The sequence below is a fragment of the Siminovitchia terrae genome (assembly GCF_003605405.2).
Classification (GTDB): domain Bacteria; phylum Bacillota; class Bacilli; order Bacillales; family Bacillaceae_C; genus Siminovitchia; species Siminovitchia terrae.
On the sequence record NZ_QYTW02000002.1, the window covers coordinates 355,743 to 379,264 of the forward strand.

The window sequence follows — 23,522 nt, forward strand, 5'->3', positions numbered from 1 at the left end:
GAAGACAAGAGGGACGGGCGACTTTAGGAAGCTTAGCTTCTGGGTTTCACACCCATAAGGACAATTACCTATAAGGGAAAATCTGTCGAAGTCCCTTATTTTTTGCGAGATGCATTTCTTCTCCCGCAGAGCTTTGAAAAATTCTGGTCAAACTGGGGGCAGAACAACAAGAGAGAATCATGAGCGAATGCCCAGTGATCTGGAAGACTTAGACAAACATGTCAAGCGCTATAGTGAGAAAAATGATGAGAATTTATTTGAATAATTAAAGATCTACATAGAAGAAGAGACGGCTGGAAGAAAAATATTCTGGGCCGCCCTGGAGAGCTTTTCTTATTTTATAAAGCAGCCTATGTGGTTGTTACAGAAGAATTATTAAAAGTACCTCTTACCACCGATGAATTTGCTGGAAGCTCCAGCCTCTTCAGGCAATTGAATCAAAAGTGGGACAGGTGCCGAGGGGACTGGTTATTCTTGTTAAATATGAAAATGTTGGTATTGGGACCGTGGAGAAGTTGTTTGAGCAGTTGAAGGAGAGACAAGGGTTTTAGCAGTTGCGAAGAATGGGATAAGGGTTCTGTACCTTTATCCCATTCTTTTTTTATAGAAGGAAAACAATCAATGATTATCCCATGTATATGCTGGTTGCCTGCTGCTCAAGAATCGGTATGAGTAGAATAATGTATACTCTGGCCTGTATTTAAAAACTTGTTCACACATTCTGTTCCTACAGTTTTTTCTATTTACAAAGTGAGCAACACTTCTTTTACTTTTTTGCCCTCAGGGTGTCCTTTTTCAAAAAGTCCTTCTATATAAAAGATGACAACAGCGGCAGATGCAAGAGGATGAAAGGGTTCATCGCTGCTGATTTTTTAAAAAAAGGGGGAAGTTTGGGATGAGCAGATTATTGATTGAGGAGCATCCCGTGATGATCATTCCGTCACTGGCTGTGAAGCTTGGGGTGAATGAAGCGGTGGTACTCCAGCAGATGCATTATTGGCTGGTAAAAAGCAAGCATATCAAGGACAAACGGAAATGGGTCTACAACACGTACAAGGATTGGCATGAGCAGTTTCCGTTTTGGTCGGAGAGGTCGCTGAGGCGCACAATCAATTCGCTGGAAAAGAGAGGATTGGTGCTGTCTGCGATGTTCAACCAGTCCAGGATGGATCAGACAAAATGGTACACGCTGGATTATGAAAAATTGGCTGTGCTTGATGGACAAGGTCAGAATGGCCAGCTCCCTGTCATGGACGGTACGGTGAACGGGCCAGCCAGGGAAGCTGAGCAGGTCAATTTGACCAAACCAATACCAGAGACTACTACAAAGAATACAACAGAGAGAATACATATTCCCTTTTCTGAAATCATTGATTATTTGAATGAGCAGACAGGATCCTCCTATAGGCCGAGCACGAAGCGGACATGGGAGCTGATCCGTGCACGCTGGAACGAGGGATTCACCCTGGAGGACATGAAGCAGGTCATTGACCTTAAGGCAGCCGAATGGCTTCACGATCCGTATTGGAGAAAATATTTGCGTCCGGAGACGTTGTTTGGAACGAAATTTGAGTCCTATTTGAACCAGAAGCCGATAAAAAAGGTGTGGCGAGAGGAGGAGTTTAATCTTGATGACTAAACGGGAGACGTTTTCGCTGATGGCTAGGATTGCGGTCTACTACGAACAATTTGAGCTGGATCAGAAAAAGCTGGATTCGTGGCATGAAGTGCTGAAGGAATGCAATCTAGAGGAGTTGGAAGCCGCGCTACAAGCGCATGTGTCGGCATCGGTGTATCCTCCGAAGATTGCCGATTTGCTTAAGAAACTGCTAGAGGCGCGGGTGGTTCCGGGCCCGGAAGAAACGGCAAGTATAGCTGCCGGAAAAGATAAGCCTGCCAGCCGCGAAGTGATACAGAGGGAGTTGGAGAAGGTTCGGACCATTTTGGGGATAGGCAGAGGAGAATCTTGATGCAGGAAAGGCCACTTTACAGCAAGGACGTGGAGGAAGCCTTTGTGGGAGCTTTGCTGCTGGATGGGGATCTGGCAAAAGAAAGTACCATCAAGCCCGAGCAACTCTATATGTCCAGATTGCGGGTGCTGTTTGCGGCGATTCAGCGTTTGTGTAAAAAAGGGGAGCCTATCGACCCGGTGTCCGTCATCGAGGAAGTCGGCCTGGACAACGTGGAGAGTGCTGGCGGCATCAGCTATGTGACGGACCTGGCCGCGCGTGTATATACAACCGCCAATGTCAGGCATTACGAGAGGCTGATCCAGGAGTATAACCAAAAAAGACAAGCGGTAAAAGTCGCAAGCCGGATTCAGCAGGGGGTACAGGGAGAGGATATTTCTACTGTGCTGAAAAACGGGATCCAGGATCTGGTTACGCTTGAAGAGGGGCTGGTCGATGATGAACTGGGCGATATCTCTTCCGGCCTTGTCGATCTTTATGAGGAGTCTGGAAAGGATCAAGGCGAGGTGACTGGCATTTCTTCCGGCTTCAAGCATTGGGACCGCCTTACCGGCGATCTGCAGGAGTCGGAGCTGATTATCATCGGGGCGCGGCCGAGCATGGGCAAAACGGCATTTGCTTTGAACCTGGCTTTGACGGCGGTACGGCAAGATGTGGTGATTATTTTTTCACTGGAAATGGCCAAGAACCAGCTGCTGAAAAGGGCGGTCGGCCTGGCCGGAAATATCAGCTCGGTGAAAATGAGAAATCCCCGCCGTCGATTCGAGGAGACCGATTGGGTGAAGCTGACGGGCGCCATGGGGATGCTATCTGAGGTAAACTTGCATATTTTCGACAAGCCGGGGATGGATATCGGATATATGTGGGCCAAGGTGCAAAAGCTTCGCCATGAATACGGTGAGGATAAAAGGTTCCTCGTCATCATTGATTATTTGCAGCTCATTGCAGGAGATTCCAAGCATAGATCGAACCGCCAGGCTGAAATTAGCGAAATCAGCCGGATGCTTAAGCTGCTGGCAAGGGAATGCCGAGTGGCAGTGACAGCTCTTTCCCAGCTTAGTAGGGGAGTGGAGAGCCGACAGGATAAACGGCCGATCCTTCCTGATCTGCGGGAAAGCGGGCAAATCGAACAGGATGCCGATGTGATCGCCTTTTTGTACCGTGATGATTATTACCGGAAGGAGACGGATCAACCGAACATTGTGGAGGTGATCCTGGCGAAACAGCGGAACGGTCCCATTGGTACCATCAGGCTCACCTTTGACAAGGAATGCGGGAAGTTTGGGGATGTGTGAAACTCTTGAAAGTGCAGTGCTTTTACAAAGAACATGAAGATTAATCAGTGGTGCTGAAGATGCTTTATAGCCTGCAAGCAAAAGAGGAGAGAAAATGGTAGGGACTGGTGGCATCAGTCATTCATCCGATTGATGTTTGGCAATTGCCCGGAAGAGGAGGCTGGTGAACGACCAAGCATCTCCCCCTTTATACTAACTCGCTGATTAATGTACAAGTTCCTGAAGAAATGAATATTTTTCAGAAAGCTCTTTATACGTGCCTTTATCAGTAATTAGATTATAGGGACCTGTATAACAGCGTAAATGGATAAGGGTGTTGATAATGTCTAGAAACACGACGTCTGTTTCTTGGAAGACATTTCTACATATCGGGCAATGAATTTTCAACATGGGATTCTCCTTTCATATTCAGGGATTACTTTGGGAGCTTTTGAAGCTTTTGAAGTTATTAAACTTGGATTTTATTTTTATATGCTCTTACCTCTGCTCCTTATTGTTATGTCGTTCATTAAATTATGATAATGTAAGTTATATAATAAATCCGGATTGATCCATGATTTCCACATCAATAATTTCACCATAAAACTGAATACCGTTCTCAGCCTCTGTTTGACTTGCGGCTTCCTGCGTAACGTACAGCGCAAGATACGTTGCCTTTTGCCATGCCCCTTTTAAGCGATCGGCCTGAATATCAAAATATCTCCCTCTCTTGAACTGCAAATAATCGTTCGCGGTTTTCACGGAACCCACCAGCACCTTCTCATCTAACTGGGATTCCCAATATGAGATTGAGCCTTGCTGCAGGATGCCCTCTTCCTGCAGCTCCTCCGGGTTGCTCTCCACCAACCGGTAAATGAGACGATCCGCCCGGTGGGTTACGGCATCCAGCATTATATGCTGACGACGAAGCAGGTCTTAGTGCAGGCAAAAGAATTGCCGGAGCTCTTCATGACAAATGGGGAAAAACTCAAGCTGTGGAGAATGCTCAGAAGGCTTACAACCAAGGTGCGCACGGAGTTGGACGAATCGCATGTGGATCGTGCGCAGAAAATTCAAGCCTATCAGATTGGGCATGACTCTGTGGTGCTTGATCCGGACGCTCGGGAAATTCAGGTGTTACATGGGGAAGAGGTGCGACAGCGAATGCCGTTGGAGTTATTGGAGAGGCAGCCGAGTAGAGTGCTTAAGTTGATTCGTGGGGAGATATTTAGGTAAGTAAAAGGGGCTGAATCAAAGTGGGGGCGTACTTATTCAGCCTCATCTTTTTTCTTATCCATATATTCTTCTCGAATCTCGGACAAAGATTTACCGCTCTCTTTATGAATGGCAAAGACATATGTTTGTACACTGGACCATCCGTAAATGTCTTTTAACCATTTTTGTAAGGATTTTTCTTCCTCATCTACAAGAACATGACCATTTGCCAAGAGTGTAGCTTCCTGGTCTCTGTCTTTTGCACTGATGATATCCCCTTCGTTGACTACGCCCCAATCAAGCATCGCATCAATTTTAGGTAAGCTGCGGCGGGTCAATCCTTTTCGAGGTTTTTTTATAGCAGTTGCCGGCTCCAAAAAATTGACAAAATAGTCATTGTAGCTAGCCAGGGGCAGTACCTTTTCCACGTTGATATAAACTTCCTCGTTTATTTTATGAGGAATCAACTTGTAACAGCTCATATTTACGCCATTACTGTTTAACCAAGCAACAGCCGAGAGTGTTTGTTCATCAAAGTCAGATGCAACCAAAATTACTTTTTGTCTAATGTTAAAAGTGTGTTCAGCCCCATTAACTTGAAGGAATTCGGTTAGTTTGCGCATTCCTAATTCGATACTTGTAAGTGTTTGATGCTCATATTCATCCCTATACTTTTCTATATAAGGCGCATAGATTTTATTGACAAGATCTTCAGGGTCCTCAATTGTCGCATAGCTTGCCGCGTAACGGATCGCCTGAAATTCGAAAGCCTCACTTCGTATTTCAATATCTTTTGGATCTCTTTTGATCTCTATTAAAACGATATTACCGTTGTTGTCTACAGCAGTTAAATCACTTCTGCCGTGTTTAGCATTCCTTACTTGCCTTCCAACAATTAACATAGACTCTTCTTCATCGCAGATCATATCAATGTTTGACCGTAACAACTCTTCGATATCACTTTCCTGAAAGTTCAGCTCTGAGAAAGTGATGGGATCAATTTTTTGAGCTTTGTTGGCTTTAATATAAAACATACGTCATCCCTCACAAAATTATGGAAGATAACGTCCCCTTAAGGGACGTGCCCTTATTTAATCTTATTTTACTAGTTAAGTTGATTAAATGAAAGGCATGAGAAGACGGACGATAAAGCTTAAATGAAATGTGAGAGGTAATGGTCGGATCAAATTCTAAAGTGGATATTCACAGTCGATATACACCCGGATACTAACAATAAGATAAGAAGTTACTTTAAAATGCTTGGCAAAAAAAGAGAAATTTGTTCAACATAGGTGATGACGACCAATGTGATCAAGCTGATAAATATAAACGGCACTACAACTGGGATAATTTTTGAAACTGGCACTTTGGAAACACTGGAAGCCACAAATAGATTGATTCCAAAGGGTGGGGTGTACATTCCGATGGCTCCATTTAATATCATAATGATTCCCAAGTGGACTGGATCGACACCGTACATCGTAGCAATTGGCAGAAATAACGGAGCCAAAATAATGGTAAAAGAGGCTGAATCTATAAACATTCCCGCTAAAAGCATAATGATATTCTGATCCTCTGGCCGGTGCAGTTTAGTTGTTTTTCAATAAAGGTAAGTTTTCTTCCTTAATTCGCTAAAGAAGAAGTATAAACATGAAATATATGTTGGTAATATGCTTTAGTATTATTTTTTTATGCTATCCATGTGGAGGACAGACATTGTAAGTGCTCCGGTTCGCACCAGGTGGCTGGCGGATATTGTTCACTCAAAGAAAGGGTTATGGACATGATTGTGGAAAACATACTGAGTGGATTTATTCAAAAGACAGAGGAGACAATCTAAAAATATTTTGGAAGGGAAGAATCTTAAGAAACGGTCACTAAGCCGAAAAAGAGCATGAATAGAATATCCATCTATTCATACTCTTTCTTAACTATGTCTAAAAAGGTCCTTGCCATTGAAAACTGTATTTAATTCCTGCTTAAACGTTCTACTATAGTCTTTCCGCTTGGGGCTCTGCCATTCAATTCTGCTTTTTTATCTATACGAGAGAGACCAGATTGAACAAAACGTACTCCCATCCATCTAAATGGCTCAGGCTCCCATTTTCTTGAAGTATGCTGGAACATAGGCAATTCTGTTGCTATGGAATTCTTATCTAGTATAAGGTCTGACAAAACCCTCCCAGCAAGGTTTGCTGTAGATACACCTTGCCCAGCATATCCCCAGGCACTAGCAACTTTTGCTTTTTTATTATATAGAAAGTTAGGCGTCCAGTCTCTAGTAATACCAACAGGTCCTCCCCAATCATCTGTAAAACGTATGCCCTGTAAGGAAGGGAACCATTTAATAAATCTTTCTCTCAATTCATTATGTGTCTTATCGTGCAGATCCAAAGAGTTACTTATCTTTGATGCATATCGATAGGGCTGGCCCCTGCCGCCAAAAAGAATTCTTCCATCAGCTGTTCGCTGTAAATAATCCACAGATAGGCGTGTAGAACCCACAGTTTCTCTGCCTTCCCAACCAATCGAATTCCATTGTTTTTTTGTTAATGGCTCTGTGAGTGTAATGAGGGAGTACATTGGAATTAAATTACGTTGATAATCTCGCATTTGTGACATATATGCCTCTCCTGCTAAAACAATGGCATGTTTGGCAGTTACAGCCCCTTTGTGTGCGACAAGTCCAGGAGGCTTGTTTTCATTGCCTTCGACAATTTTCACCACTTCTGTATTTTCATAGATTAGCACACCTTTTTGTTCAAGAGTCCTAGCCAGATGCCTTACTAATTTTCCAGGGTTCAGCACTGCCGAAATTTTTGTTAACAGGCTCCCAGCTGCACCGTGGATTTTTAATCGTTTATCCGTTTGTGACTGATCAAGCAGCTGGAAGTGATTCTCCAAATCTAACTTTTGATAGGTTTTCATTGCTTTTTCCAATGTTGAAATATTGTGAGCGCCTAGTGCGACTTGCAATGATCCGCCTAATTTCCAATCTGCATCTATCTCTTCCTTGTCAATGACTCTTTCAACTTCGGTAACCGAATCAAACATGGCCATTTGTATTTGTCGTGCAGTTTCTGTTCCGTATCTTTTTATACAGGTGGCGGGACTAACCGAGAATTTAGGTGAGCACCAACCGCCGTTTCTGCCGGAAGCCCCAAACCCGACATAATTTTTTTCTAATATGACTATATTCAATGAGGGTTCCTTTTCTAATAAGTAATAAGCTGTCCATAAACCCGTGAAACCTGCCCCCAGTATAGCTATATCTGTTGTTATCGATTCTTTTAGTGCTTGTCGTGGTCTTAAATCGTCATTCGCTGTTTTTAGCCAGTAACTTATGCTGTTTTTCTCTTCCATTCAAGACACCTTCTTATTTGGAATAGTTATACAACTTTATTTGAGTAGCCACTCTTGAAATCTTTGATTAATCTCTTCAAAATGTTCAGCCCAGTATTCCTCATTCACTCGTACTTGTTTGTCGGCTATTTCAGGAGCCTGACCAAGCCTCTCTTTCACATCGCTGGGCAACAATTCAATTGCTTTTTCATTAATAGGAGAGTAATCGATACTTTCAGAGAATGCTGATTGGGGTTCAGCTCTTGTTGCAAAGTTAATGAATTTCATGGCCAATTCTTTGTTTTTGCTTCCTTTAGGAATCGACCAGGCTTCACTATTTAATAATGCTTGATTATATTCTATATCTACGGGTGCTCCATCTTTTTTGGCCGCAGTAATACGTCCGCTCCAGGCAGATGTAGCGGCGACTGTCCCGGAGGATAAAAGTTCAGCTGGCTGAGCTCCTGCTTCCCACCATACAATTTCGGTACGCGATTTCAGTTTGTCCAAACTTTTAAAAGCTCGGTCTATGTCCAACGGATATAGATTTTCGGGTTTGACCCCGTCGGCTAAAAGGGCAGCTTCTATTGTATCGTAAGGTCGTTTGCTTAGAGCACGAACGCCTGGGAATTTCTCAATATCCCAAAATTCTTCCCAAGTTTTTGGGTGATTACCGTCAGGAAAAGCTTCCGTATTATATGCGATTGCGGTTGAAAACATTTCTGCACCAACATAATATTCATTGGCCATGTTCGGGAATAATCCATCTTTACTGACAATGTCATAATCGATTGGCTCAAACATATCTTGTTTTATTGCCTGCGCAGCCCACATGGAGCCAACATTAGCAACATCCCAGGTTACATTTCCGCTTTCAACCATAGTTTTATATTTTCCGTAATCCGTAGGTGATTCTACTTGGATTTTGACGCCGAATTCCTTTTCAAAAGGTTCAAAGATGGAATCTTCTCGGGCTTCAGTGATGGCTCCTCCCCAATCGGCGATCACCAATGTGTCAGTTTTATCTTTTCCGCCGCTGCTTTTTTCAGAACTGCTGTTTCCGCAAGCTGCTGCTATTGAAATGATGGTGGTCATTGCTCCCATTATGAGTACTTTTTTTAGCATAACGTCACTTCCAATCTTAAATTTTTTTGCTTCTTGCTTTCTCTGCATTTGAGGCAATGTAGCCTTGCAGCAGGTATATGATAATGATGCTGATGATTAAGATGGATGAAATAGCAGCAACCGTTGGTTCAACTTGCGTACGAAGATCCTCCCACATTTTAACGGGCAAGGTTTTTGTGGTTGGTCCTGCTAGGAAAATAGTTACGACTAATTCATCTAATGAAATAAGAAATGCAAACAATGCCCCTGAAAATAAAGACGGTCGTATAAACGGAACGCTTACTTTAAAAAAGGCATTCATAGGAGTAGAGCCAAGACCCATGGCAGCCAATTCCAGATTGCGGTCCATTCCTTTTAAACTTGCCAAGACCGTGACAAATACGATCGGAACAGCGAGAACCGTATGGGATAAAACAATCCCAGTAATCGTTCCTGTTAAATGTATAGGGGCAAAAAAGCGGTATAGCGCAATGCCCACGATGACAACGGGAATAATCATCGGCGCAATCATGAGTCCCATAAAGAATTTTTTGCCAGGGAAATGTAGCCTAATGACACCGTTCGCTGCAATAGTGCCAATAATCGTTGCTAAAACCGTTGTGAAAAATGCAATCTTCACGCTTCTATACAAACTTTCAACCCATGCACTGTTTTCAAAGAATGTCTGATACCATTTTGTAGAAAATCCAGGTGGCGGAAATTGAAAATATGAAACTGATGTAAAGGACATGATAAAAATGATAAGGATTGGTGCAGTAAGAGCAGCAAGTATAATCCCTACAGTCCACTTAAGCCACATGTCTAAATCACATCCTTTAGAACTGCATTATTACGCAGTAAAAAAAATGCAAGGGCTAAAATGATAACGGTTACAATGAAAAGTATAAGAGACAACGCTGAAGCCAAATGCCAGTTAAGTGTTGTATTAATATAGTTTTCAATCACCATGGAAATCATCATTTCGTTAGCACCGCCTAAAAGTGCTGGGGTGATAAAAAAGCCTAAGCTCATGACAAATACCAGTAATGAACCTGCCAATATTCCCGGGAGCGACAACGGAAGATTAATTTGCCAAAAAGCCATGAATGGCCTGGCGCCCAATCCTTCTGCTGCCTGATAAAGCCGCTGGTCAATTCCTTTCATGACTGAAAAAAGGCTAAAAAACATAAATGGATAAAGAACATGTACCATTCCAATCACGACACCGGTGGTGCTGTATAGAAGCTTTAACGGCTCATCTATGATGCCTAAACCGATAAGGATTTGATTTATGACTCCCTGATTCTGTAAAACAACAATCCAGGAAAAGGTACGAACTAATAGGCTAATCCAGAAAGGAATCAAAGCAAGAGCCAGTATAATGTTCTTCCATATTTTTGATTGCACTCTAATTAACGAGTAGGCAATAGGGTAAGAAATAAGCAGAGAAATAACAGTGACTAAGATAGAAATTTTCAGAGTAACCCGAAGAACCTTTAAATAGACAGGATTAGAGAAAATATGATGAATGTATTGGAAAGTAAATCCATTATTATCCATAATGCTTAATTTGAATAATCCATACATCGGATAAATTAATAAAATTATAATGTATGCTAGTGGAACGAGAATGAGCAGCCATTTTAATCCGTTTATATTCGAAATTTTACTTGAAACTGGTACGCTATAGTTGGATGGAGGCTGTTTTTCCTCTCTTACAGTTAGCATTTGACAACTCTCCTTTCTGATAAAGGTATTATGAAGAAACTGCTTTTAAAGTATAGGTACTTTTATGTTTTGAATGGTCTTCAATAATCGTGGCTGATTGAGGGTTCCAGCCAAATGTTAATTTTTTTTCTTCCGACAACACATCAGAGTATATGGAAGGGATTTTAACTTTTAACTCTTCACCGTAGTCAGTTTGAATGTTCAAAGCAATGGCATCACCTAGATAAATCAGAGATGATATCGTAGCTTCAATTTTATTCACCGCACCATTGGGATCGTTTAGTAACTGGATATTTTCCGGACGGAGAGCAATAAGGACATTATTTCTGTCTATAGATTTGCCAGTGTATTCTACGGTTGCAACTTGTCCACCCAACAATTTAATTTTTGCAAACTGGGATTCTAAGTTTACCAAGTGCCCTTTTATTAAATTAATTTCTCCGATGAATTCAGCAACAAAGCGATTTTTAGGCAGTTTATAGATATTTTCGGGGGTGTCTACTTGTTCAATCCTCCCCTCATTCATCACACAAATTCTGTCGGACATCGTTAATGCTTCTTCTTGATCATGAGTAACACTTATCGTTGTAATTTCAAGCCTTTTTTGGATGCTCTTTATTTCAAATTGCATTTGTTGACGCAGGTTTTTATCCAAGGCACTTAAAGGTTCGTCCAATAAGAGAAGAGGGGGATCGAAAACGATAGCTCTGGCCAATGCAACGCGTTGCTGTTGACCGCCGCTTAGTTGATTTGGGAAACGCTTAGAGAATTCTTCTAGTTGTACAACCTGTAAGACTCTTTTAACCCTTGTCTGTATATCTTTCTTATTTACTCTACGGCGGCGAAGAGGGTAAGCGATATTATCAAACACAGACATATGTGGAAAGAGTGCATAATTTTGAAACACCATACCGATGTTTCTTTCATAAGGTTTTTTTGATGCAATATCCTGAGTTTTTAGCTTTATGGAACCATCATCGACTGTTTCAAATCCAGCTATTAACTTTAGTAAGGTTGTTTTTCCAGAACCGCTGGGTCCTAGTATTGTAAAGAATTCACCTTGGTTAACTGTTAAGTTTACGTTGTTAACAGCCTGAGCCTTTTTGTAACTCTTTGTGACATTTCTTAACTGTAAGTCTATCTGCATTTGTTTCTCCACCTTAATGTAAAATTATTTTGGATAAGTTAGTCCATTAGATTAATTAAGTGAACGTAATGACTAATTAGAATCTAATTGGTTAAGCTTATCCGTAAAGAATCTATATATAGGTTATTGAATTTAATTCAATAAGTCAATAGTGTTAGTTGAATTAAATTCACCAATTACTTTGTCAGCTGTGTTCAGCTATCATAAAAGATGAATATGTTTCAAGATGGTGAGTGAATCTGATGATAAATGTTGGTATGCGAATTAAAGAGCTGCGAGAACAAGCGGGGATTTCTGGTCGTCAGTTAGCTAAAATAACTAATCTTGACCCATCACAAATTTCAAAGATTGAAAAGGGCGTTAGTAAACCGTCACTAGATGCTTTAGATAGAGTGTGCAGCGCTTTGAATATTTCATTTGCAGAGTTCTTTTCCCCTGAATCGAAAGAACTTCCGCCAAACCTTGCTCAACTATTGGAAACTACAAAGTCCTTGACACCTGAACAGCAGAAATTGCTTAATGATCTTTTGAAAACGTTTAAGGATCAATAGGAATCTTATAGCCTGTTTTTATAGTTAACATCCGAGATTTGGTCAGAGTAATTTAAAAGAACATTTTAGTCATGTACACAGTACGAAAGTGTATCATTTTATCATCTAAATATTGTAAAGAGGGCATTCCTACTAGGGATGCCTTGCTTTATTTGTATGAATGAAAACCATAAGCTTTTCGTATGTTCGAGAAAACATATAGGATGTATTAATAATTAGCTATGCTATTTAAAAACGTGTCGAGGATCGACATTCAATATCAGAAAAGGTATTGGCAATAAAACTACGGTATGTAATGGTAGAATGTTTATTTTCTATATCCAATAAATTTACACTCGCTTTTTGGCGATTGACATAGGAGCTCTGCGAGCCCGGTATCTGACGAAGGGAGAAAGATTAACGACTGTTCGTGGATCGATGTGGGACATTAGAGGGGACGATCCGTCCAGTGGGTTACGGCATCCAGCATTATATGCTGACGACGAAGCAGATCTTAATGCAGGCAAAAGAATTGCCGGAGCTTTTTATGACAGTGGGGGAAGAGCTCAAGCTGTGGAGAATGCTCAGGAGGCTTACTACCAAGGTGCACACGGAATTGGATGAATCGTATGTGGATCGCGCGCAGAAGATTCAAGCCTATCAGATTGGGCATGACGCTGTGGTGCTTGATCGGGAACTGCGAGAAATCCAAGTATTGCACGGAGAAGAGGTACGACAGCGATTGCCGCTCGAGTTATTGGAGAGGCAGCCGAGTAGAGTGTTTAAGATGATTCGTGGGGAGATATTTAGGTGAATGGAGAGGCTGATTGAGGACGGGATTGTCCTTATTCACCCTCTTCTTTTTTTCTTCATCATATTTATGGTGATTTGTTTCATGCCTATTCAGCAATCACAGCCATTTCGTTGAATAGGATTTCTAAACAAAAGGGATAATAAAGTGAAACTTCATTCATCCCTCACTGATTGTTAGTTGAACGAATCGGGCTTTTACAGCGGGATAAGCGATAAATATGATCATTTGGTTCTCAGAAGAATGAAACCAAAGGGGTGATCATTTAGCTATAGCTGGTTAAGTAATATCCCCATTGAAAAGAATTTCGCTTTCTTCCATCACATCATGTAACGAGGAGGATCAAGATTGAAGAAAGTGCTAAAAACTCTAATGTTAGCAGTAGCCGGATTACTCATTATGCTAAGCGGCTTGTTCCCGGGAACTTTAACCGGGGTGGCTGCAGAAAACAAAAAACAATGGATGTCGGTAAATGTAAAAGCAATGACTTTTAATGTAAGAAACAAACATAGCAATGATCCCTCGCCGCATACTTGGGAAGAAAGGCTCCCCGCCATTAAAAGACTGATCAACAAGAAGGAACCTGATATCATTGGGACACAAGAAGTGTCAAAAGCGCAACTGCAAGATCTCAAAAATCATTTACCTCATTATAAATGGATTGGTGGAAATGGTGGAGAACACTCTGCTATTTCTTATAAAAAACAAGATTACAGGATATTGGAGCGTGACCGTTTTTGGTTATCCGACACACCAAATGTCGTTGGTTCAAAAACATGGGGAAATAAAGTTCCAAGAATGGTTACTTGGGTAAAGTTTCTTGATAAACAAAGCAACAAACAGTTCTATTTTGTCAATACACACTTTGATCATCAATCCGCCAATGCAAGAGAAAAAAGTGCAGATTTTATTCTTAAAGTAACAAAAAAACTTGATCCAGATTTACCGGTTATTTTAACAGGCGATTTTAATGCTAAACCAGGTAGTCTTCCACACAACATTTTAACAAGTGATGGAGAATTTGATGATTTATGGGAAACAGCCGAGAACAGAATAAATGAAGACTTAGGAACATTTAATGGTTTTGATGATCCTTTTGGTGGAGGACCTGACAAGCGTATTGACTGGATTCTTGGGAAAGGAAACCTTATAACGAATGAAATTGAAATCGTAAACGATCAAAGGAATGGCCAATTTCCAAGTGATCATTTCCCAGTGCTTACTGACATCACCTTATCCTACCATCATTAAGTAAAATGAGCCCAATGCCATTGATATCAAAAAATACATGGGAGCAGCAAGGGAAAAAAAGACTGTATACTAAAGGCGAAGTAATCGTAATTAATTCTCCCTATCCCTATCTTTGGAAATTTGGATAATTGATATTGGTGCTTACCTGGTTCTTTCAAGCTTGTTGAACAGTTGATCGACCGGTTAGTGGAGAGCAACCCAGAGGAACTGCAGGAAGGAAGAGGGAATCCTGCCGTGTATGTGTTCTCACAAGATTTTAGGAGAAATGCCAAAAGGGATCTATCATTTCTTTCGTCCCCTCTGGTCACATTTACATTAAAATAACTAATTATTATACGATAAACAAATTACCATTGTCAATCATAAATTTGCATTAATTTATATTATATGATATTCTATAGTTAGAATAGTTTTGAGACAGCATTTGATCATCGTGCTCAACTTCTTCTAGACAGAGTTTGAGTACGATTTTTTAATTTGAAAACTTATTTTCGTTCCATTCAAGCAGGCTAATTAGAAAATAATAGGTGTCAATAAATACCTGAATATTTTATATAAGGAGAGTGGGTTAGTGAATTTAATTAATGAAGAAGTAACTCATAAAGTCTTTGGTGAAGGAAATATCGTGGATCATGATGAATCTGTCATCACCATTGATTTTAATGAGGATATAAAAAAGTTTGTTTACCCTGATGTTTTTGGAAAATTTATTACACTAAATGACCGGAATGTTGCAGAAGCTTTGAAAAAAGTCCTTTTGAAAAGGGAAATGGAAGAAGCACTTAAAAGGAAACGTGAAGAAGAGAAAGAACGACAGGCGTCTGAACAGCAGCGTAGGGAAAAGCTGAAGAACCCTAGAATTTATGAAAGCTCACAAATTGTTTTCTGGCTGGACGAAGAAGAGAAACAAAGTGTATTTACCGACTGGCAAGTATCTATTGGCAAGGTTCAAAGCGGAAAAAATAAAGGTCAGCTAAACAGAGTAGCTCGTTTGCGTCCAAACAGCGCAGGTCTTCTGACTGCAAGAGAGTCGGATCAACCAGAAACAAAAAGACGGATTCTCGGCCTCTACATGGTAAATGAAACGTTTTCCGGCAATCTTAGCAAAGATGGAATGGTCCCGCCCCATGGAGAATTTAGAATCGAGCTCACGGATGAAGAAGCAGAGAAGATGCTTTTCTGGAATTATTATGTCAATAAGAACTATCCTCATCGAACTACATGGAATTCTGGTAAATTTCGTTATTTTGATAATGTTTGGACCGCTCAAATCTTAAAAGATATCATTGCATTAAAAACGGATGGAGAGCAAATCAAAGAAGCTAAAAACTTTCTGGAATACTTCTGTCAAATGAATGCCCTTGACATGGAAAACATCCCAGAGGCGACCGGAGCTTTAAAGCAATAATAATCAGATGGCATACAGAGACGGTTCGCATGATCTGAAAACATCTGTCAAACAACTTCCTCTCCCAAGCTTTCCCTCTGCTTAGGAAATGATTAAACTTTTGTGTTGTTCGAACATCTCTATTCCACAACATGGATTCTGCAAAATCGGGCGCCATCAGTATTCCCGATAAGCGCCCGATTGTTGAAGAGCGTTATTGAACGAAAGCTCCCGTTAGCTTAGTGGCAAATCATTACAACCTGCTATTTCTCCTAAAGCTCGACCAGTCGGCCTTCAGGGTCTTTAATACAAATAAACTTTCCAAATTCACTAATCTCTTTTTCTTTACAAGAGGTACACCAATATGTTCAAGATAATTAATCGTCTCGTTTAGATTATGTACCTGGAAATTTTAGAAAGTCAGCCTAGTCATGTGTTTAGGTGATTAGAACCGAGATATTTAGGGGATCGACTAAACAAATAGGTGCAACCATCCCCTCGAACCATATTTTTTGTGAGAGCTTGAAAATGATTATTGCGTTTGAATTGAGTAACATGTGCAGAGTTTTGAGCCAGCCAGTGCAGATAAATGAGCCACCTTCTGCGGACTGGAGAGCCAGCACGATAAATGAAATAACCTCTTGTATAATAAAAATTGCATGCAAACAAGCATGAGAATATTATACAAGAGGTTTTTATATCCCATATTCGGCACCTGAAAAATTGGAGACCTTTTTCAGGCGCTTATTTTTATATATGGGGCTCTATTACTTCAAGCCTTCAAGTTCTTCATTATTTGCAGAATTGGGTAACACCGCTTTTAAAAAAATTCTGTTAATATTACTCCTCAAGAGGGAACGTTCGTTCTGTGGGGTGTGTTATAATAATAAAAAACACCCCAGCCCTGCAAAATGGTAGCGGGGAAAGGGTGTTTATAGACAACTCCAGCCCTGCAAATGGTAGCGGGGAAAGACATTGTCCAACGATAGTATTTGTTAACCAAATTATAGTATGCAGCTTGTTATAAATCAAGTCAAAAATGGAGGAGAGAATGAATTACGCCATTTATTTTGATGAGTCCAATAAGCTAGATCAGCCTAATAGTGGGTATTCGTATTATGGTGCGTTGGGAGCAAGGGCATATACAATCGAACATCTCGTCAACAATATAAAACAGCAAAATGAAAAAATAAAGACAAGAAGTGAAATGCATTTTGTTAACTATACAAGTGATACAGATTTTGAGAAGTACTTTAAAAACCTTAATGTAGCTTTAATGCAAGATGTGAACATCAACCTTATGATTGTAAATAATGAGGATGCCAAAAGGATTGCCGAGAAGATGAATGCAAGCATGAGTGAACTTCGAGAATTATTTTATCATTTCCTGACAGAAGACTCCCACTTCAAGGAATATAAAGGGCGGAGCCCAATGAGTAAGTGGGAGATGAATGTCAGTCGGCGATAGCCGAAACTGGTATCATTATAATAAAATGGAAACAAACGTTCTTGTTGTGAGGTGAAATTAATGTTAGTCAACAAAGCGTACAAATTTCGCATATATCCAAACAAAAAACAAGAAATCCTCATTACTAAAACAATGGGCTGTTCACGTTTCGTATTCAATCATTTTTTAGCAAAGTGGAAGGATGCCTACAAGGAAACAGGAAAAGGATTAACCTACAATGCTTGTTCTGCTGAATTACCACAACTTAAAAAGGAATTAGTATGGTTAAAAGAAGTTGACAGCACTGCGATTCAATTTTCACTTCAAAACCTTGCTGATTCGTATTCACGATTTTTCAAGAAACAAAACAGAGCACCTCGCTTCAAATCTAAAAAGAACAAAGTGCAATCTTACACAACAAAGCACACGAATGGTAATATCGCCATTGTAGGTAACAAAATTAAATTGCCTAAACTTGGTCTTGTTCGTTTTGCAAAAAGTTGTGATATGAAAGGTCGTATTCTTAACGCAACTGTTAGGCGTAATCCAAGTGGCAAATACTTTGTGTCCGTCTTGGTTGAAACAGAAGTACATGAGTTGCCTAAGACAGGNAAACTTGGTCTTGTTCGTTTTGCAAAAAGTCGTGATATAGAAGGTCGTATTCTTAACGCAACTGGTGTCCCTGTAGCTTTTACCCAACTACTCCCAGCCGTTAATTTCCATGCTTTTAGGAAACACAAAAGTTGATAAAAGTTTACATAGGTGTGCCCGAACCTGCTAAAGATTAATTTTCAGCACTCTGCCCATCTTTTTTAATTCTGATTCAATGTATTCTTTACTATAGTCATAGCCGATTAGAGCGATAACTTTTCCAGAGTGGTCCATCACTGGTGCAAGGCTTGATTTCCACTCTCCAAAAATGTCCCTGTACACCGGGGTTACTTCAACTCTTCCCTTTACTGCATTACGTGCCACTTTCATAAATTCCTCTGAACTTTCATACGATTCTCCAGGTTCCATCACGAAATCTTTGTCGGCCACAAGGGTTCTGAATTTTTTATTGTCGAGAATGTCGAAGATAAAGGACCACTTAATTCCGCCTTCCTGCTTTCTAATCATCGTCAGCTGCGCCTGTATTTTTTTGAATATTGGATTATTAGTGGTTGGGTTTCTCTTTAAATCGCTGACTTCCTCTGGTTCTATGATAGCTGCAGTGGCTATGGCAACTGAACGCAATCGGTTATTTAGTTGGTCTTCAAGTATTTTTCTTTTTTCGGAAGGTGAGATGTTTTGTTTAGATAAATTGTTAAGAATCTTTTTGTACTTCCTGCTCATGGTTGGCTGGCTGACATTCAATGCTTTAGCCGCAAGTTTGATCGATTTATACTTTTCCATAGCCATGTTGATTAATTGCTCTTCTACAAGGTCGATTGCATCTTGAAGCGGTATGAGATGTTCAAATACAGGGGGCGCCTTCATTATTTCTTGCTCAAGCGGCACATATTCTTGCACAGCGGATGCATCTACTGTCGGGCCTTTACTTGTCACTACAATTCTTTCGACCGTATTCTCAAGCTGCCTAATATTTCCCGGCCATTCATATATGGACATTAAGTCAATGGCATCCTGATCAATTTGAACAGTACGGTCATACAAATGATTATATTTGTGCAAAAAGAAGTTAATTAAGTATGGCAGCTCTTCAAGTCTTTCTCTTAAAGATGGAATCTCAATCGGAATGACATTTAAACGGTAGTAAAGATCTTCTCTGAATTCCCCTTTTTCAACCAATGTTTTCAGGTTTTTGTTTGTAGCTGTGATGATCTGGATATCCAGTTTGATTGGTTTGAAGCTTCCCAAAGGAGTGATTTCTCTTTCTTGAAGAACTCTGAGCAGTTTCACCTGAAGATTGAGCGGCATTTCCCCTATCTCATCAAGAAAAAGCACGCCATGATTAGCAAGTTCGAATTTGCCTGGCATGCCTTCTTTTTTGGCTCCACTGAATGCTCCTTCTACATACCCGAATAATTCACTTTCCAATAAATTTTCAGGGATTGCACCGCAGTTTACTGGAATGAAAGGTTGGTTTTTCCTTGGCCCCAAGTCATGAATGGCTCTTGCAATCACTTCTTTTCCCACTCCGGACTCCCCTAATAATAGAACCGAAGAGGAAACTTTTGAAACAACTTCCACTGTGTTTAAAACAGTCATCATCTTTTGACTTTTCACGATAAATAATCTTGAGGTATCATTTGCTGATGCTTTCGAAAAATCAATATCCTCGTCAGCTTGATCTTCCATCAAAACATTATCGTTCCTTGAAAGAACTTTAAACCCCCATGTTACATATTCAATATCACCGATCTGGCTTTCTGGATAATAGGTAATAAGAATTCTTTGATTATTCCAGGAGGTTTTGATGGCAGATCTCTTATTTTCATTTTTGAATTCATCCAATGGTTCTTCTTCATAAAAGATTTGTTTCTCAATCTCGAATAAGTTCATCCCGATTAAGTTGGTTTTGTCGTTCCATAATTTCTCAATACCCCCAAAATTTTCCGTGATCCTACCCTGATGATCTGTGATGATGATTTCGTCATAAATATTTAGAAGAGTAGATTTTAAAACGTTTACAAATGAGTTATTTGATTTTAAAGATGAACTATTCATTATGCCATTCCCACATCCTTTATAGGTACTTTGTTCTAGGAGAGTAGTGATTTCAATTTTAAATGAAAAATTCATAAATGCAACTCGAATTTTCCCGCAATCCCTAAATGTAAAGGTTTTCAATTTGGCACGATACTTGCAAAATAAGTATTTGAAAAAATGATTGGGGGGATTCTTTTGAAAAGAGAAAGCATGATTGAAAAGAACATGATGTCTTCAAATGAGTTTGTCAAAAATCTATATACGGATCTTCATGGAAGAATTCAAGATTACGAGAAGGAGGAATCAAGTGTTAAAAAAATGACGAAGGCGGAAGCTATGCCGGAGATCGTTACAGTAGGAGGGTTTTGCATCTTTTTATTAACGGTTATTTTTTAAAAATGATTAGAGGCGCTTTCTACCATTTAAGGCAGCAAACGTTCACGCCACCAGAAAAAATAAAAATTTAAAAATTTGGAGGTTCTAATGAGTAAAGATAACAATTCGGCTATTTCTAAAGATGTGGCATTCGGTTTTCTGCCTGCACAAAAAAATGATAGGGTATTTGGCTTTTGGGATCTGGTCCTCATTCAGGTAGGAATTGGGATTTCCTGTATTTGTATACTTACCGGCAGCTATACTGGCATGCTGTTGAATGCTAAGGAATCGTTAGCGGCTGTTTTATTTGGGAATGCTATTCCGTTCTTTTTAATTGCACCTATCATTCTGCTATTTGCCAGGTTTGGAGTTGATACGTTTATCGGCTTTAGAAGTGCACTTGGATATTTAGGTTCAAATATTTTTTATTTCATTTTTATGTTACTTACGATCGGATATATGTCAGTAGCCTTTTTCATGGCTGGAGAAGCTTTAGTGAAGATTGCTTCCGTCATAGGCCTTCCTGGATTTTTTGTAAGTAGTAAAACGGGAGCTCCGTTCTTTGCGATCATTGTCTTTGCCATTGTATTTTTCATAACATTCCAAGGGCCGCTGGTCATGCGCAAGTTCAACCTCATTGGTGTCCCGGCCATTTTGCTTGTTGTTTTAGGGCTATTTTTAATGTTGATATTTGGAATAGGTTTAACTAAAATTTTTGGTTTATCCCCAGCTGAACCTTATCCTGGAGATCATACTCGTTCGTTTGTTACAGCTTTAGAAATAAATGTTGGACTTGGATTTTCCTGGCTTCCATATCTTGGACAATACGCTCGGCTTGCCAGAAATGAAAAGACAGCTTTCAGAGCAGGGTTTTTCAGCTATGGCGTCATCGTCAACATTGCGGTCATTTTCGGAGCTCTATCGGCAATAGTGGTTGCATCAGTAGAACCAACTGATTGGATGTTTGCTATTGCAGGTTCCTGGGCTGGAGCCATTGGTCTTGTATTACTTACAATCGGAAACATCACTGCTGGTACTTTTCTTATGTATTCACAAGCGATCAGCTTTAAAACTGTTTTTCCAAAGAAATCTTGGAAGTTTGCCATGGGAACAGCCATACCAACTATATTGTTACTATTAAGTGCATCTTTTTACCAAGCCTTCGGTTCCTTCATTACAGTGATTGCCTACATCATGGCCGTGTTTGGTGGGATCGTCATTTCTGACTTCTTCTTTGTGAAGAAACAGAAGCTATCTATTAAAGACTTATATGATACGAATGGGAACTATTATTACTGGCGTGGAGTGAACCCTTCCGCAATTGTTAGCTTTATCGTTGGTACCATTGTGTATTGGAGCTTATATAATCCTGTGATGGATACATCAAGCGGCTTATTCTATTATATTTCCGCAGGGATACCAGCGTATTTTACAGCCGGGATTAGCTATTATATTTCGGCAAAATTCATCTTTTCTTTTCATACAGATCGGGTAGTTGAAGAAAATACCTTGGTATCTAAAGGAAAAAGTGCTGTTTAACTTCATTCAGCAGAAGTCTCCCACTTCTGTAAGTGGTGAGATGAATGCATATTGGTATTCCATCAGGGGGGTTCAAACCCCGGCTGAATAAAGTTAAAGCCTCCGGCGGGCCACAGATTTTCAGAGGAAATTTATCGAGTGGAGCTCGATAAAATCTTGACGCAAATACGCTAAGGCGCATTTGATTCGTAAAATTTCGTTTTTGAATGGAAATTTAAAAAATGAAATTGAAATCGGAGTTTTAAAAACGTAAAAGGATGGATATATGGTGGTTTTTGTCCCGCAAAGGTTTTGGCACGTTAATTGCATTATGTATGAAGTGTAAGTTAGAAGGTGAAAATTCCTTTCCACTACTGTCAGCTTCATGAATGAAATCAACTGGAAGGAGGGGTATATTGGCTGTCTCGGTTGTTGGGTTAAATCACGATAGTGCCTCTTTGTCCGTAAGGGAACAGCTTCACTTTAATGATGAAGAGAAAAAGAATTTTGAAATGAAATTGACTTCCAGCAACGTTATTAAAGAATGTGTTGTGCTCAGCACCTGTAACAGAACAGAAATTTATGTAGTTACAGATCGTCTGTACTTGGCGGAAGGAATGATAAAAAAACTTCTGCTACAGAAGGTAAAGAAAGACTCAAGGAAAGCTGAGAAGGCCTTGTATGTGAAAGTAAACGATGAAGCTGTTAGTCATTTGTTTACAGTAGTATGTGGTCTAGATTCCTTAGTGATTGGCGAAACCCAAATATTAGGGCAGGTCAAGGATGCTTTTTTCCAAAGTCAAAAAATGGGCAGTACTGGAATAGTGCTTAACCGACTTTTCAAACAGGCGGTCACCTTAGGTAAAAAGGCTCATGCAAGGACTGGTATAGGAAAGCGAGCTGTGTCTGTCAGTTATGCGGCGATTCATTTTCTTAAAGAAAATATTTCCGGTTTGGAACAAAAACAAATTTTGATTATTGGGGCTGGCACAATGAGTAAATTAGCCGCTCAGCATTTAATATCAATTGGGTGCGGCGATCTGCTTTTTGCAAATCGCACTTTAGACAGGGCGGCTGAATTGGCAGATACATTTGGTGGTAGCGCCAGCAGGATAAATGACTGCTTTGAATTAATGCAGCAAGTCGATATTGTCATCTGTTCCGTTGACAAAAGAAACTACTTGATTCATTTGGAAGGAATACTTGGTTTTATCTCAAAAAGAAAGCGCCCTCTTTATCTGATTGACCTGGGAGTCCCAAGAAATATAGATCCCAGCATAGCTGACATTGAAAACGTTCACTTATATGATTTGGATCATTTTAAGGAAGTTATTGAATCAAACTGTCAACGAAGAATAGAAGAAGCGCATAAGATCAAACGGATGATTAGAGAGGAACTGGATGAATTTAACCAATGGATACAAACACTTCCGGTCACGATCCTCATACGGGAGCTGCAAGAAAATGCTTTAAAAATAGAAGCTGAAGCAATCAAAAATATAGAAAATAAACTACCGGATTTAACGGATAGGGAGAAGCGAGTTATTCATAAGTTTACAAAGATGATTTCCAGCCAGTTGATTCGCCAACCCATTCTTATGTTGAAAGAAATAGCTTCCTTAGAAGATGACCGGGTCAAGAAGATCGAGTACCTGGGATTAGCTTCGCGAATATTAGGGCTTGAAAGTGAATTGAGATTTGATTCCGATGTGAAGCAAGCACTTTTAAATGAAACGTTAGAAGAGACAGGAAGTTAAAAGGAGGAAAATCA

Annotated in this window: 21 protein-coding genes and 2 pseudogenes; 13 read left to right on the plus strand and 10 right to left on the minus strand. The window is 40.0% G+C overall.

The window, feature by feature from the left end; all coding sequences use genetic code 11:
• Positions 1-895: 895 nt before the first annotated feature.
• From D5F11_RS04035 to dnaB, 3 genes are read left to right on the plus strand one after another with little or no spacing between them, the layout of a single operon-like run.
• Positions 896-1,639: a conserved phage C-terminal domain-containing protein gene (locus D5F11_RS04035; protein ID WP_120114590.1), complete on the plus strand. Its 744-nt coding sequence runs from the start codon at positions 896-898 to the stop codon at positions 1,637-1,639.
• Positions 1,632-1,970, plus strand: a complete 339-nt coding sequence (locus D5F11_RS04040) for a replicative helicase loader/inhibitor (RefSeq protein ID WP_245998069.1) — start codon at positions 1,632-1,634, stop codon at positions 1,968-1,970. The genes D5F11_RS04035 and D5F11_RS04040 overlap by 8 nt, the downstream gene beginning before the upstream one ends.
• Positions 1,970-3,265 (plus strand): replicative DNA helicase, encoded by a 1,296-nt coding sequence (gene dnaB / locus D5F11_RS04045; RefSeq protein WP_120114588.1) that lies wholly within the window; start codon positions 1,970-1,972, stop codon positions 3,263-3,265. Before D5F11_RS04040 ends, dnaB begins: the two co-directional genes overlap by 1 nt.
• Before the next feature lie 528 nt (positions 3,266-3,793).
• Here the strand turns inward: dnaB and D5F11_RS04055 are convergent.
• The gene (locus tag D5F11_RS04055) at positions 3,794-4,156 is read right to left on the minus strand and encodes a hypothetical protein (RefSeq protein ID WP_126646494.1); all 363 of its coding nucleotides are present in this window, start codon (positions 4,154-4,156) and stop codon (positions 3,794-3,796) included.
• 27 nt (positions 4,157-4,183) lie between these two features.
• On the opposite strand from D5F11_RS04055, the gene D5F11_RS04060 reads away from it, so the two are divergent.
• Entirely contained in the window at positions 4,184-4,480 is a 297-nt protein-coding gene (locus D5F11_RS04060) for a hypothetical protein (RefSeq protein WP_126646495.1), read from the plus strand.
• 32 nt (positions 4,481-4,512) lie between these two features.
• Here the strand turns inward: D5F11_RS04060 and D5F11_RS04065 are convergent, their stop codons facing one another.
• The 7 genes from D5F11_RS04065 to D5F11_RS04095 form a co-directional block, all read right to left on the minus strand.
• A complete protein-coding gene (locus D5F11_RS04065; protein ID WP_120114584.1) occupies positions 4,513-5,493 on the minus strand; it encodes a PDDEXK family nuclease in 981 nt (326 codons plus the stop codon).
• Between the two features lie 212 nt (positions 5,494-5,705).
• Positions 5,706-6,017, minus strand: coding sequence for a TRAP transporter large permease subunit (locus tag D5F11_RS04070; protein WP_120114583.1), 312 nt, complete (start codon positions 6,015-6,017; stop codon positions 5,706-5,708).
• Positions 6,018-6,427: 410 nt separating this feature from the next.
• Positions 6,428-7,822, minus strand: a complete 1,395-nt coding sequence (locus tag D5F11_RS04075) for an NAD(P)/FAD-dependent oxidoreductase (RefSeq protein ID WP_120114582.1) — start codon at positions 7,820-7,822, stop codon at positions 6,428-6,430.
• A gap of 36 nt (positions 7,823-7,858) precedes the next feature.
• Complete coding sequence (locus tag D5F11_RS04080) at positions 7,859-8,926, minus strand: ABC transporter substrate-binding protein (protein WP_120114867.1); 1,068 nt, start codon at positions 8,924-8,926, stop codon at positions 7,859-7,861.
• 16 nt (positions 8,927-8,942) lie between these two features.
• Positions 8,943-9,725, minus strand: a complete 783-nt coding sequence (locus tag D5F11_RS04085) for an ABC transporter permease (RefSeq protein ID WP_120114581.1) — start codon at positions 9,723-9,725, stop codon at positions 8,943-8,945.
• 2 nt (positions 9,726-9,727) lie between these two features.
• Positions 9,728-10,633: an ABC transporter permease gene (locus tag D5F11_RS04090; protein ID WP_120114580.1), complete on the minus strand. Its 906-nt coding sequence runs from the start codon at positions 10,631-10,633 to the stop codon at positions 9,728-9,730.
• A 28-nt stretch (positions 10,634-10,661) separates the two neighbouring features.
• Complete coding sequence (locus tag D5F11_RS04095; protein ID WP_120114579.1) at positions 10,662-11,780, minus strand: ABC transporter ATP-binding protein; 1,119 nt, start codon at positions 11,778-11,780, stop codon at positions 10,662-10,664.
• A 242-nt stretch (positions 11,781-12,022) separates the two neighbouring features.
• On the opposite strand from D5F11_RS04095, the gene D5F11_RS04100 reads away from it, so the two are divergent.
• The 4 genes from D5F11_RS04100 to D5F11_RS04115 all read left to right on the plus strand — a co-directional run bounded on the left by D5F11_RS04100 (position 12,023) and on the right by D5F11_RS04115 (position 15,780).
• On the plus strand, positions 12,023-12,331 hold the full coding sequence (locus D5F11_RS04100; protein ID WP_221768444.1) for a helix-turn-helix domain-containing protein: 309 nt from the start codon (positions 12,023-12,025) through the stop codon (positions 12,329-12,331).
• A gap of 409 nt (positions 12,332-12,740) precedes the next feature.
• On the plus strand, positions 12,741-13,124 hold the full coding sequence (locus tag D5F11_RS04105; RefSeq protein ID WP_126646496.1) for a hypothetical protein: 384 nt from the start codon (positions 12,741-12,743) through the stop codon (positions 13,122-13,124).
• A 354-nt stretch (positions 13,125-13,478) separates the two neighbouring features.
• A complete protein-coding gene (locus tag D5F11_RS04110) occupies positions 13,479-14,372 on the plus strand; it encodes an endonuclease/exonuclease/phosphatase family protein (RefSeq protein ID WP_245998072.1) in 894 nt (297 codons plus the stop codon).
• A 571-nt stretch (positions 14,373-14,943) separates the two neighbouring features.
• On the plus strand, positions 14,944-15,780 hold the full coding sequence (locus D5F11_RS04115) for a malate synthase (RefSeq protein WP_120114575.1): 837 nt from the start codon (positions 14,944-14,946) through the stop codon (positions 15,778-15,780).
• A gap of 251 nt (positions 15,781-16,031) precedes the next feature.
• Here the strand turns inward: D5F11_RS04115 and D5F11_RS04120 are convergent.
• A pseudogene (locus tag D5F11_RS04120) lies at positions 16,032-16,171 on the minus strand (VOC family protein); the annotation flags it as partial.
• A 639-nt stretch (positions 16,172-16,810) separates the two neighbouring features.
• Between D5F11_RS04120 and D5F11_RS04125 the strand changes: the two are divergent.
• Positions 16,811-17,227 carry a hypothetical protein gene (locus D5F11_RS04125; RefSeq protein ID WP_126646497.1) on the plus strand — a complete coding sequence of 139 codons (417 nt, stop codon included), beginning with the start codon at positions 16,811-16,813 and terminating at the stop codon, positions 17,225-17,227.
• A gap of 60 nt (positions 17,228-17,287) precedes the next feature.
• Positions 17,288-17,815, plus strand: a pseudogene (locus D5F11_RS04130) (RNA-guided endonuclease TnpB family protein); the annotation flags it as partial.
• A 168-nt stretch (positions 17,816-17,983) separates the two neighbouring features.
• Here the strand turns inward: D5F11_RS04130 and D5F11_RS04135 are convergent.
• Positions 17,984-19,876 carry a sigma 54-interacting transcriptional regulator gene (locus tag D5F11_RS04135; protein WP_244861992.1) on the minus strand — a complete coding sequence of 631 codons (1,893 nt, stop codon included), beginning with the start codon at positions 19,874-19,876 and terminating at the stop codon, positions 17,984-17,986.
• A gap of 177 nt (positions 19,877-20,053) precedes the next feature.
• Between D5F11_RS04135 and D5F11_RS04140 the strand changes: the two genes are divergently transcribed.
• From D5F11_RS04140 to hemA, 3 genes are all read left to right on the plus strand, one after another.
• Complete coding sequence (locus D5F11_RS04140) at positions 20,054-20,254, plus strand: hypothetical protein (RefSeq protein ID WP_120119521.1); 201 nt, start codon at positions 20,054-20,056, stop codon at positions 20,252-20,254.
• Between the two features lie 87 nt (positions 20,255-20,341).
• Positions 20,342-21,772 carry a purine-cytosine permease family protein gene (locus D5F11_RS04145; protein ID WP_120119522.1) on the plus strand — a complete coding sequence of 477 codons (1,431 nt, stop codon included), beginning with the start codon at positions 20,342-20,344 and terminating at the stop codon, positions 21,770-21,772.
• 395 nt (positions 21,773-22,167) lie between these two features.
• Positions 22,168-23,508 (plus strand): glutamyl-tRNA reductase, encoded by a 1,341-nt coding sequence (gene hemA, locus D5F11_RS04150; RefSeq protein WP_185830491.1) that lies wholly within the window; start codon positions 22,168-22,170, stop codon positions 23,506-23,508.
• The last annotated feature ends 14 nt before the right edge of the window (positions 23,509-23,522 follow it).